Raw genomic sequence first — 12,421 nt, forward strand, 5'->3', positions numbered from 1 at the left:
TGTTAGCTTAGTGACGAGATTGCTTATATTTGTCTATAACATCTGTACAAAAACCAGCTCATATCAAATGGGAGTATATTTCGGGTCTGAATCTGCTGGTTTTTAACCGGGTAGTTCGTGCCATGTTCCAAGGAAGGTACGCTTCTCATCTTTATTGGCATGAATCCCACTGTAGCGCGAGAGTTCTAGAAAAGAACGAAGGTTGCGATTGGACTTGTACACACTTAGCCAGCCGGCTCAAGAATAAGGATTATCCCTAGCACTTCAGTGAGCCGACAAGACTCACCTTTATGAATCTTGTACCAGTTGTAGATAAAAATCCATCAAAGGCTCAGAAATATAGAGGGTTTACACAAATTTCATAATGAAAACTTCAGGATTTTAACGTCTAGATTCTGAAGATGATGCTACCAGACTCTCAAGATTTCATTACCTCACATTTCCTATACTCCACGTGTACCCGCTAGCACGCACACGTCTCATACTTGTCTCTCTCCCCCCCCCCGAACGAAACTTGCATCCACCCAGGTAAAATCTGCACCCACTCGCCGTCTTGTATCCAACAGCGGCAGGTTTGGTCTGTTAGTATCGCTCATTTGGGTATAGATTTTCCAAATAAGTATTTTTTACTTTAAAATGGAACAATTTGTGAAACAATTTATTTTCACTAAATTAGATAATCAGTTATATAGCCTAGAGTCTAAATCATACCTAGACCGTTACGCATTTGCCTTCTCTTATAGGCATTTACTTTCTCTTATATCAATTAGTGACACGAAAAGGTTCTTCAAGCTTACAAAATTCAAGGAAGCTTTATGGGAAAGTCTCACGCTTTTGGTAGCAGAAAGCTTCTTTTCCAGCTTTATTCGTTTTTTATTCAAACGTGCAAACCTGAAAGCATGTACAGCGGTTAGTCGCCCATTCTCTTCAGAACTAGGAAGTGACAGTTCGCAAGTACTTGACCAATCTCTGACTCATGCCCTTAAGCTTTTAATTTATCGATGAGCTTAGTTACCTTTACAACTTCGTCACTATGTAGTGGGTTATTGGCGATCTCATGATTGATGTCATCTAATCTACGATGCAACCCAGCTACATTACTCTTCCCAAACATCATTATCTTCCTCTTGCTCAGTGTTAACAGAGGCAAAGGTAACCCCTTCTCGAGGGTTTTCTAGAGCAGTAACTTCACCTTCACAGCATTATACTAAGAGCAAAAACAGTTTTCACTTTCCTGCTTACCCTAGGCACCTATACCTATCTATAACTACCTACTTATTGCTTGTATCTCAAGGCAAACTAGTACTTTAGCAACTTTTGGTGTGTTTTCTACCCCCACGGAGTTAGAGACCATATTGCACCTGCTAATAAGAATGAAAGTATTCCTATTATCCCGCCTTTGATAGCGTCAACACCAATAAGTTTGAAGACATACATGGTTGATTGTTTTTGGTCTCCATCAAGTTTGTACCCCTTAGAAAGTTGTTTTTCAAAACTATCGTCTAATACCATGTAAACTATAGGGAAAACAACAATCAAACCTAGTAACCAGTTTTTATATTCATACCAAATTTGGACAATAGACATACCAAATATAGGACTTACAATCGTCAATATAAATATAATTATAATAGATATAGCAAATACTCTAAAAACACTTTGTACTAGTTTGTTAGACATATCATTACCTCCATGGAGTCGCACACCAGATTGCACCTGCAGCTAATAGTGCAGCCAGTCCTACTACACCGCCCTTGTTAGCGTTAACACCGACAACTTTGATTATATACATAGCCACTTCTCTCTAAAGACGCCGCTCAATTAGTTTATTAAATCCACCTGTAAAGAAACCCACCTATACCTCCTAAACCTGCAGTATTAATTACACATTTTGTATAGTCGGTAACTGTAGGGATTACTTTTCCTGTAGATATATTTTGTTCGCAAAGGCGTTAAAGAAGTCAACAATTTTTGCTAAATCTTGAACATTAACATTGGATTCATGTTCAGCTTCAGTTATATACCAAATACCAGAAGAATCTTGACTTATATACTCAGTGAATAGTAACTCTACCTCGTTTGAAAAATGACTTACTTCTTTAGAATCAACCGCAGCTAAATCTGGTAAGTATCTCGAAATCGAATAGTTTACAGCATTATTCTTCGAATTTGGTGTTGCGTTTGCCATTCATATGAAAGAAACACTAAGTGCACTGACAGTAAATATAGTTACAACAGGATAAAATATATTCTTTTTATTTTTCATGGCTACTACCTTTCATAATATAAATATGTAAGAAATATTGTTAATAAAATGCAATAATGATTATCTAATAATTACTTCTAAAACTATCTAATAACATAATCTAAAACTTCATTGTTAAAACATTTTTTACAATGTATGCATTTTATTGAATAATTACAAACTTAACATAAGCTTATATTTAAATATGTACACAAATCTTACAAACACGTGACCTCTACCTATCTCCTTGAACTAGAAGATAACGAAATAGATACTCATGAACAAAAAAAAATAGCTTTACCATAAAAGAAATTAATTATTTCACTAAGCAATAAACACAATATTTCTTTTAATAATATAAAACTCACTTTTACCACAAAGAAAAAACTGGTTTTAAGCTCCCTCCTCCCCCTAAAAATCTTAAATAAAACTTCATCCTCATTAAAATTTAAAAACTAAAAACAAAATAAACTTTACTTTCAAAACCAACTAAACAAGTTATTTCACATACACTTTGAAAAAGTCTCACATTACTTTTTTGTAAATACACATTCAAGAACTGATATATTAAGTATTTATATAACAAAGTTAGCAACACATAAGTTATCCAGTCGAAAACATCTCTCCATATATTCATTAGGTGACTTCTTATAGATAACTCCGTCTAAGAATCTACAGAGATATACTGTATTTAAAGCAAGACCCTTTGTTTATTTGGAACTTTTTAAGGTAGTATCAACCTGTATTCAAGCATATTATATGTATAAAATATATTTCAACAATCAACAACCCATATAAATTGAGAATAATTTACCAAGAGAAACGTTTACAACACTCACCAAGTGGAAATTTATAATTTATCTAATAATTAAATTGTCCATTCTTTTAAAGAATGTAACAACTATTTTTCGAATTTTATAGATTTATCCTACTATTTACTTTGTTGATTTCAATATAAAACTTAGAATTATAATACACAATTATTAGGGGGGAAATTAATCGTGTTACGCAAAAAAGCATTCACTGCATTACTTGCCACCACTTTTTTAATGCTTTCAAGCATTATTACTGTTAACACGGCAAATGCAACAAATATTAAAACAAAGTCAGGTGATTTTTCATCTGGATGTGTTGTTTTATGGAAGACTAAAGCTGTTCTTGATAAGAATTTAAAAGATGATGACGCTGAATATCCAGGTTTAACAACTAGGCTTGATGGTTCGCCAGTCATTTACTCAAATGCTGGTTACATTTCAGAAGTTACTCCATCTCTTGGAGGAAAAGGAATATTTGAAGCAAACCACTTCTTTACTTATAATCCAGATAAACAAAACTGGCGTTTTCCACTAGCTACTGATCACACAATTAAAGCTGGCACAAAAGTTAATGTTGATTTGCCAGACGATATGACAAATACTGTTTTTGATCGTGTATCAACAAATGAGCGTATGTCTACTTGGGGTGAACCATACGCTAAATACACTTGGTCCTCATATGACGCATCAAAACTCGAAGCTGTACAAACAGATGTTGCTAAGAATATTTGGACTCTTACATTCAAGAAAGACATACCTGCTGGACACGCAACCGTTTTCCAGTTCACTGGTGACGGTAACACAAATGGTCGTTACGTAGCATCTGCTGAACTTGAAGGTGCATATAATGAAGGTGAAGGTACATGTCAGTATGATAAAGACAAGTTACCAAAGCTACCTCCTGCACCTAGCGAATCAAAATGTAAAGTTGCTTTACTTGGCCGTACTGTTTGGAGTCCATACGGTTCAGATATTACAAGTCGTGAAAAGTTTGTTTCAAACTGGAAGACACCAGCTGATGGTTGGGGTGAAGTCAACGCTGACGGTTGGGGTCTAGGTAGCGATGGCTGGGCAAATGATGGCAAAACAGCTACCCTACGCCTATATGGTGCAGTAGATAAAGATTTCCAAGGAGGAACATATACTGCAACTATTGCTCAGAATGCTGTTTTCAAAGCAGGATCGGTCAATACTTTCGTATCACCTGGAGCAGGAGCGCTTAAAGGTAATGGTTACACCAATGTTGTAAAAGATGCTACTGAGCCAACTATTTCACCAGATGGAAAAACTATCACTTTCAAGATTGGCAAACTACCGGCAAAATCCTCTTTCTCATTTAACGTAACTGTTCAATTTTTACGTGATGTTAAAGATGATACAACTGGACAGATTCTACCTATGGTCATTCATGAAAAGATGGAAATGTCCTCAGATAAGTGCGAACAGACTGTTGAAACTAGCAAGTGGAGTGAAGAAGTTCCAACTTGTGAAAATCCAAAAGTTACTCAAACTCGCACAGTGACAACCACTCCATATGTTTGGGACGAAGATAAACAAATGTGGACTACTGGTGAACCAATTGTAAAGACTGAACGTCGTATCGTAAGTCTAAAAGCTACAGCACATTGCTCTAAAGAAGTTACTCCTAATGAACCTACTTCCAAGAAGTCTGTTCCTAAGGCAAAACTGGCTGCAACAGGTATTGATACGTCAATTACTGTCACAGGTGCTGGAATTCTAGTATTTGCTGGTGCATTGCTTTTAGCCATGCGTCGTAAGCAAGATTAAAATCATATTTTAATTTTCTTTTAGAGAATTTTAGGGGCTAAACTGCACTTAATGTATGTTTAGCCCCTTTACTTTTCCATCTTTTTAGTACACGAAGTTATACTTGAAACCCCATGTTTGGGATCGTTTTCTTTTTTTATTTCGTTTTATTCTCTAATTTTTATTTCAAGGATTCAATCATGTTTGCAATAGATTTTGCATTCGTTCTTATTGAAAAAACACTTATGTGAAGTTTTTTAGAATATATTGATTTAGATATTTAATAAGGACAATCCACATAGTAAATATGAAAAAAGATATACTGTACTGCTTATTATAATTACCGTTGACGTCACATTCTCATATATTATTTAGGAAAAATTTGTAGAAAATCTTACACATATGCAAAAGATACTACGCGCACTACACCTTAGCCCACTTCTCCCCTACGCGTTTTATTTCAAAACTTTATAGTTCACTATAGGCGGTATTGTTTTAGCCATACTTTTATAAGAAGCATGCACTATTAAAATCACTAGTAGTAAAAGACAACAAAATAGCTAGACGTACAAATTTTTATATCAATAGATAAATTTATACTTATGTATATAAAAATAGCTACTTAATTTCTGTCTATTTTTATGTAGGATATATATTTCCCAACATTTAACTTTGAAACTATGCCACAAATATACAATTTTAAACCAAAGATATATTTGCTTCATATAAGTTTTTACTTAATACAATGATTAAGCTAATCTTAAAGTATCACAGATTTCACTATTTAATAATTTTTTATATAACAGTAGCTAATTTTTCTAGTAATATTTTCAACCATTTAAATTTATAGACAAGTAAGTAGATAGTAAATAAAAAAGTAAATACTTAAATAGAAACGAGTGCTCATGAGTATTGGAATATCTTCTGGTACATACGGAGAACTTTGGCAAGGTCCTTGGATGGACAATAAAGGAATACCACATATTGCAATTCTTACCTTCCCATCCGTACTTTATTCAACAGTAAAATTAGAACTTATTCCTAAAAACTCTATTAAAAAACCTTGTCCTATACCTAGTAAAAGCAGAAAAGCATTATTAAAAGTAATTAAAAAATTTCAGCTTGACACAAAAATTGATAATTACCACTGGAGTAGAAAAACAGAGTTGTTAACAAGTGTAGGTATGTCTAGCTCCACAGCAGATATAATTTCTACTATCAAAGCTGTCGCAAATATACATAATATATTGCTAAAACCAAATGATTTTCAAGAAATTTTGCTAGGAATCGAAAGATCTGATCCAAAAATGCTCGTAGCTGGAATAGGCAGTGCAATACCATTTGAAAATATAGACTATTCTTCGTATGAGTACATTCATTGGATAGCTTCATCACTAGCAGTAAATGGCGGAATTAACTTACTGAAAGAATCTGGAGTTTTTGGAGGTTTATCCACTGGAGCCACGTATATAGTAGCAAAATATCTTTCTCATAAAAATCCAAATAATATTTATATAATGCCATCAGCAGATACTGGACATCGGTATATAAAAGTATACGAAGAACACTACCACTCTGAGGATATACCTGAACCACTTTTTATAAACAGAAAAGAAGAGCTTACGATGCCATGGTCGTATACAGCTTGGAGTGAAAAATCTTTTCCTTATTTCATTAATGAATACTCTAATTCTAAAAATATTTATAAATGTTCTACCTCATACTATAACAAAACTGGAGATTCGAGATGACACCAAAAACTTTAGTAGCATTAGAGGCAATGTCAAATGTAAACGTAATGGCTGATATAACAAATGAATACGGATATAATTTCACTTTACTAACTTACGATCCAAGTTTATATTCAGGACTAGAAAACGTAAACGTTGTCGTATTACAAACCCATGACTCTTCAAAAGTAGAAGAGTATGTACAAGAAAATATAGACACTATTTACAATATTTTCAGCGTTACAGACACTTGGGGTCTACTAGCAGCAAGACTACGAGAAAAGTATGCTTTCCCTTCTTTCATTAAAAGTCAAGACCTCACACAGTTCAGAAATAAAAGTTGGGTACAATCTAAAATAGAGAATTTCCAACAAGAAACAAATATAGGTTGGCCAAGAATTTGCAAACCTATAAATGGTACAGGCAAAATCGGTGTAAAGCTTTTATATTCAGAAGAAGAGTATAAAAAATTTATAGCAGAAATAGATGATCACAATGAGTATATGACACAACCTTTCTACAAAGGTCCACTTTACTCAGCTGAAGTTTGGAAAAGCAAAGACAACTTCACATTTTTTGGTATAACTAATTGTATTATTTCCAAACCACCATTTTTTCTTGAAGAAACAAAAGCTTTTCCTTGGGCAGCTAATTCATCTTGGGAAAACAGTGTAAAAGAATGGACTCTTAGTATCTTAGAAACATTAAACTACAACTTGGGTTTAGCACATATAGAGTTCATTGAAAGTAGTGACGGTTTCAAACTTATTGAGATAAATGCTCGAATGGCAGGGGCTTTAATCACTCCGAGCATATTAGAAAGTACTAATTATAATCCGTACCGTTACACAGTGGAACAAGCAATCGGTATAACTCCAAGTATCCCTATAGAAAGGCAAATATATAAGGGATATGCTCACACTAGTATTTATGCTCATAAAACTGGCTATATACAATCAATTTCTGGTTTAGAAGAGATAAAAAACTATCCTGGTAATCCTACTTGGTTTCCATCAAAAAGCATAAAAGAAAAAGTAAGAGAAATTGGCACCTATAAAGCTAGAATAGGAAATTTACTTGTAACTGCACCAACTGCTGAGTTGGCACAAGATAGAGCAATTACTATAGCAAGTCATATAGAGGTGGAAATTGAGTAATTTAGTTTCTAAGCCCGTTTCAGTCAGCACTACCCTATTAATGGTTAGCATTTGTATATCGGGAATCACAACTTTTATGTTATACCCTCTACTAACTATTAACCTTTTAAAATACGGACTATCAACAAAAGAAATAGGACTAGTTTTAGGTGTTCTTGGAGGTATAGGCTCTATTTTGTCACTTTTAATTGGATTCATAAATGAAAAAATTGGCTCTAAACCTGTTGCAGTATTTGGATTACTTTTGCGTTCAGCTGGAATGAGTGTTTTCATTTGGGAAAACGACTTTTTATTGTACATACTTGGAGCTAGTATAGCTTCTATAGGTAGTTCTTCAACAGCACTAGCTTTAAAAACAGAGCTTCTTCGACGATCTACTAATCGCAGATTAATAACTATTCGTTCAATTGCTATTAATCTTGGCGCAACAACTGGACCTATGATTGGTGCAGCTTTGTATTGGAAATTCGATTTTAGTTTTATCGTTGAATGCTCAATTGCTTCTTATATACTACTAGCAATAATTATCTCCTTAATACATTTTAATCCTAGCGAATCTTCGTTTCAAAAGAAAAATCAAAGTAAACTACCTGACAATAGGAAAAATATAAAAATAAATACGCAAAGTACTAATAAATCACTTATAGAAAAGAAAGTATTATATTCAATTTTAGGTTTAACAGCTATCTATTGGATTATTTACTCCCAATGGGCAATTATTGTTCCTATACTTGCAAAAGAAGCATTAAATGAAAAATTTGGATCTGGTTTTATATATTCATTAAATGCTATAACCATACTTATTTTACAGTACCCGATTTTAGTTCATGCTTTTAAAAATATAAGAGATTCATTTATACTATTCACAGGCTTTGTACTAATAATGTTCTCAAGTATCCTTTTACTGTTACCTATTTCATGGGTAATTGTTATTTTATTCGCAATTATTTTTACTTTTGGTGAAATGCTTATCAGCCCTACCTTAGATTCTATTACTGCCAAAGCAAGTGCTAAAAATCGTAATTTAACAAGAACTTTTGGATTTACAACTTGTATATGTGGTATAGCTTCCTTATTAGGATCATTTTTAATTGGTTTACTTATTTCAATACATAACTATACATCCGACATACTATTCCTAACAATTCCAACAACCTGTTTAGCATTGATACTTTCAATGTTCATTGTACGAAACGAGGTAAACGAAAATGAACTTGTTACTAATTAATCCACGTGAAGAAGTAATAAAATCTGCATTACAAGCCGGTAGTACACCAATAGTAATTTTGTCATGTGATAGCGAAAAAGATTTCATAACAAAATATGGTATTCAACTTATCCACTGTGACAATACACTTGATCCTTTAGTTATTACTAGAGCAATTATTAACGTAGGTATAAAACCGTGTGATGCTAATACTGTTTGTATTGGTTTTGGTGATGACACATCACAAGTGGCTTCTTTAGTAAACTCTTCCATGAATTTTGCCAATGGAAAGTACTCTCACGTTTTCGAACTTGAGCTAATGCGAAATAAACCTCTTTTTCGATCTTTAGTAAATAAAAATCTTGCCTATCTATCTGGTAATTTCAAAGTTATATCAGTTAAAAGCCAACTATTGGAAACATTTATTGACTTTGGAAATAAAGGCGTTGTTGCTAAGCCTCTTTATGGTTCAGGAAGTAAAAATGTTCAAAGATTTGATAATATCTCAAAGTTGCAAAATTCACTAGATTCGCTCTCCTTCCCTTTGCTTGTAGAAGAAGTATTTCATGGCAAAGAGTACTCGGTAGAAACTTTATCTTGGGATGGCAAGCATTATCCAATAATAGTTACAGAAAAAGTAACAGGTGGTGTAAGTGGCTTAGTCGAAATCGCTCAAAAACAACCTGCTTCAATTTCTTATAAACAAAAGGAAGCACTTTTTACTGCAGCTTCTAATATATTAAACCTTGTTGGATACAAGTTTGGTCTATCTCACATTGAATTTATGATAAATGAAGAATCAGTAAAGGTTATTGAAGCCCATGGACGTGTAGGCGGAGATAGAATAGCTGATTTAATGGGATACTCCACAGGAATGAACGCTTTCGAAAGGCTTTTTAGAGCCTATGAAAATGACAATGTAGATGAAATAAAATACACCTCTAAAGAAGCATCAATACATTTCGTTGAACTAACTGATGAAAAAGTACAAGATAGTGATTGGCTAAAAACTGTACTTTCTAAAAATGATGTTGTAGATGCACAAATATTACTCCCTAAAGAAAAACGTGGAAGTATTTTATCTTCAAAAGACAGACACGCATTTTACATTTGTATTTCAGATGGTGAAGAAAACTAGATTATGAAAAGGTAGTACCATGAAAATTTTAGTTTTAGTTCTGCAAAGTGATTTTTATGAACCAGTAAATAACTTCTTTATCCCACAATCATTAACCGAATTAAACCACAGTGTTTTTCTTGGTGATGTAAATTCACTACAAATATTAAACGGGCAAGTCATTACACGTATCGCAAAATTTAAAAACTCTAAAGTAGGCGAAAAACATGTTTTTATGGAAGAGTACCATTCTTGCGAAGATTTTGATTTATGTTGGTTACTTGATTATTCTCATCCTAATAAAATAGATGACTTTTTCCGTATTCTATGGGTACTAGAAGGACGTATAAAGTTTGTAAACTTACCATCTTCTATTTTCTTTCTTAATAATAAGATTGGTATGCAAAGACTTTCAGAAAGCAAGTTTTACAATAACAGTGTTCTACTCGACAGCGATAAAATAGTATCCATAGTAGATAAATCACCTCCAGAAGAAAAGTGGGTAATTAAAGCACCTAATAAAGGATGTGGTGCTGATGTTTTTGTCTTACATTCTGAAGATAAAAACAAAAAAGCAATAATTGAATCAGCTGTAGGTAATCCTAAACAACTGTATGAGATGTATGGTAAAACAATACATGGCTTTGCTGAGCAATACGCAGTCTTACAAAAATATATTCCTAATTTAGACAAAACAGAAAGTAGAGTTTTGCTCGCTGGAGGAAAAATATTAGGCGGTTATAGAAAAATACCTGCTAAAGGAGATTTTAGGGGTAATTATCTCATTGGCGGTAAATGTACTCCACTTGAGCTTAACAACGATACACAAAATTTATCACTAAAAATTGCTAAAGAATTAATGAAGTTTGGAATCAACTTTGCAGGAATTGACATAGCATATCCTCATCTTATTGAACTAAATTTAGTAAATCCAGGAGGAATAAGCGGACATTTAGAAGCAACAGGTGAAGATATCGGTAAAGAAGTTTGCAAAGCAGTTTTGGAAAAAGTATGATTACGTAAAATCGTCGTTATTACAGGCAAAACACTTACTATTTACTTATAAACCAAGAAATTAAGTGTAGACCCTGTTCGTGATAAGCATTAAAACAGATAGGTTTCTATACAAGATATTCTTATTTTTTAATACAATTGTTGGGTACTATCACCGTTGATAATTACCCAACAATTGTTTATGCGAACATTTTAATATAATATCTAAAATCACGATAGTAGTTTTAAGTGCATATACCCATAATGTATTACTTTTGTATCAAACATTTAATCTATATTTTATAAATTTTAGAAATAGTATTTTCATAAAAATCCCATATCGAATATGTAAATAACTAGTATGTCTTTTTATATAAAACTAATACATTCCTTTTAAAAATCACAACTTTTAAATTAAAACTCTATAAACCTCACAACGAATATATACTTACAAAGCACGAGGGTGACTTGTTGAATAAACTTCACGCAAAGTAGTTATGCTGACTTTAGTATAAATCTGAGTAGTAGTCACATTAGAATGTCCTAATAACTCTTGTACAACTCTTATATCAGCTCCACCTTCTAATAAATGAGTAGCAAAGCAATGTCTCAAAGTATGAGGAGAAACTTCTTTTTTCAGCCCACAAGCTTGAACATTATACTGCAAAATTTCCCACGCTGATTGTCTAGAGAGCTTATTTCCACGCTTATTCAAAAATAAGTTTACGCTCCCTTTTCCTTTAGCCGCTAAAGCAGGTCTAGAACGTGATAAATAAGCATTAACCGCTTTTATAGCAAAACTACCCACAGGTACAATTCTTTCCTTAGACCCCTTACCCATAACTTGCAAAACACTAATTCCGTCTTCATCCACACGAAAGTTATCAATAGTTAAATTAACCGCTTCGCTTATACGCAAACCACAGCCATATAAAATTTCAAGTAAAGCTTTATCTCTAATTCCAATTACTGTTTGTAAATCTGGAGCATTTAGAAGAGTTTCCACTTCATCAAAAGTCAATGCTTTAGGTAGTTTTTGCCCAGTTTTAGGGGTTTTTACACTATTCATCGGAGTATTTAAAATGATATTTTCAGAAACTAAATATTTATAAAAAGATCGTAAAGTAGCCATACTCCTAGCAATTGATGTTTTAGAATATCTATCAGCAAGACTAATAACATACTCATTTATATCTTCAGTACTAACCTGACTATAAGATAAACCTCTACCATCAATAAAATTTTTAAATCTTTCCATATCGCTACTATAAGAAAGAACTGTATTTTCAGATAAAGCTTTCTCAATTGTTATAAATGAAATAAAATTTCTAAAAAGTGTATTGTCGTCCATAATCACATATTATCTTGCTTAAGTGTAAAATTAAATAAT

General features: G+C 33.0%; 9 protein-coding genes. 6 read left to right on the forward strand and 3 right to left on the reverse strand.

Going from position 1 to position 12,421, the window contains the following annotated elements:
* Positions 1-1,329: 1,329 nt before the first annotated feature.
* Together HCQ94_RS03720 and HCQ94_RS03725 are read right to left on the reverse strand one after the other, a co-directional pair.
* Entirely contained in the window at positions 1,330-1,680 is a 351-nt protein-coding gene (locus tag HCQ94_RS03720; RefSeq protein WP_166977756.1) for a hypothetical protein, read from the reverse strand.
* A gap of 235 nt (positions 1,681-1,915) precedes the next feature.
* Complete coding sequence (locus HCQ94_RS03725; protein WP_166982013.1) at positions 1,916-2,188, reverse strand: hypothetical protein; 273 nt, start codon at positions 2,186-2,188, stop codon at positions 1,916-1,918.
* 1,058 nt (positions 2,189-3,246) lie between these two features.
* On the opposite strand from HCQ94_RS03725, the gene HCQ94_RS03730 reads away from it, so the two are divergent.
* The 6 genes from HCQ94_RS03730 (at position 3,247) to HCQ94_RS03755 (ending at position 11,053) form a co-directional block, all read left to right on the forward strand.
* Positions 3,247-4,848, forward strand: a complete 1,602-nt coding sequence (locus HCQ94_RS03730; protein ID WP_166982016.1) for an LPXTG cell wall anchor domain-containing protein — start codon at positions 3,247-3,249, stop codon at positions 4,846-4,848.
* A gap of 884 nt (positions 4,849-5,732) precedes the next feature.
* Positions 5,733-6,578 (forward strand): GHMP family kinase ATP-binding protein, encoded by an 846-nt coding sequence (locus HCQ94_RS03735; RefSeq protein WP_166982019.1) that lies wholly within the window; start codon positions 5,733-5,735, stop codon positions 6,576-6,578.
* Positions 6,575-7,714: an ATP-grasp domain-containing protein gene (locus HCQ94_RS03740; RefSeq protein WP_166982022.1), complete on the forward strand. Its 1,140-nt coding sequence runs from the start codon at positions 6,575-6,577 to the stop codon at positions 7,712-7,714. The genes HCQ94_RS03735 and HCQ94_RS03740 overlap by 4 nt, the downstream gene beginning before the upstream one ends.
* Entirely contained in the window at positions 7,707-8,942 is a 1,236-nt protein-coding gene (locus tag HCQ94_RS03745; RefSeq protein ID WP_166982025.1) for an MFS transporter, read from the forward strand. Before HCQ94_RS03740 ends, HCQ94_RS03745 begins: the two co-directional genes overlap by 8 nt.
* On the forward strand, positions 8,923-10,059 hold the full coding sequence (locus HCQ94_RS03750; protein ID WP_166982028.1) for an ATP-grasp domain-containing protein: 1,137 nt from the start codon (positions 8,923-8,925) through the stop codon (positions 10,057-10,059). The genes HCQ94_RS03745 and HCQ94_RS03750 overlap by 20 nt, the downstream gene beginning before the upstream one ends.
* A gap of 19 nt (positions 10,060-10,078) precedes the next feature.
* On the forward strand, positions 10,079-11,053 hold the full coding sequence (locus HCQ94_RS03755; protein ID WP_166982031.1) for an ATP-grasp domain-containing protein: 975 nt from the start codon (positions 10,079-10,081) through the stop codon (positions 11,051-11,053).
* 426 nt (positions 11,054-11,479) lie between these two features.
* Here the strand turns inward: HCQ94_RS03755 and xerD are convergent, their stop codons facing one another.
* The gene (xerD, locus tag HCQ94_RS03760; protein WP_166982034.1) at positions 11,480-12,382 is read right to left on the reverse strand and encodes a site-specific tyrosine recombinase XerD; all 903 of its coding nucleotides are present in this window, start codon (positions 12,380-12,382) and stop codon (positions 11,480-11,482) included.
* Positions 12,383-12,421 lie beyond the last annotated feature (39 nt).

This window comes from Actinomyces sp. zg-332, assembly GCF_011751945.2.
In the GTDB taxonomy this organism is placed as follows: Bacteria; Actinomycetota; Actinomycetes; order Actinomycetales; family Actinomycetaceae; genus ZJ293.

Bases quoted from the DNA above. Each gene is read 5' to 3' on its own strand.
- HCQ94_RS03720 (WP_166977756.1), bottom strand. From the start codon at position 1,680: ATGTCTAACAAACTAGTACAAAGTGTTTTTAGAGTATTTGCTATATCT.
- HCQ94_RS03725 (WP_166982013.1), bottom strand. From the start codon at position 2,188: ATGGCAAACGCAACACCAAATTCGAAGAATAATGCTGTAAACTATTCG.
- HCQ94_RS03735 (WP_166982019.1), top strand. From the start codon at position 5,733: ATGAGTATTGGAATATCTTCTGGTACATACGGAGAACTTTGGCAAGGT.
- HCQ94_RS03740 (WP_166982022.1), top strand. From the start codon at position 6,575: ATGACACCAAAAACTTTAGTAGCATTAGAGGCAATGTCAAATGTAAAC.
- HCQ94_RS03750 (WP_166982028.1), top strand. From the start codon at position 8,923: ATGAACTTGTTACTAATTAATCCACGTGAAGAAGTAATAAAATCTGCA.
- HCQ94_RS03755 (WP_166982031.1), top strand. From the start codon at position 10,079: ATGAAAATTTTAGTTTTAGTTCTGCAAAGTGATTTTTATGAACCAGTA.
- xerD (WP_166982034.1), bottom strand. From the start codon at position 12,382: ATGGACGACAATACACTTTTTAGAAATTTTATTTCATTTATAACAATT.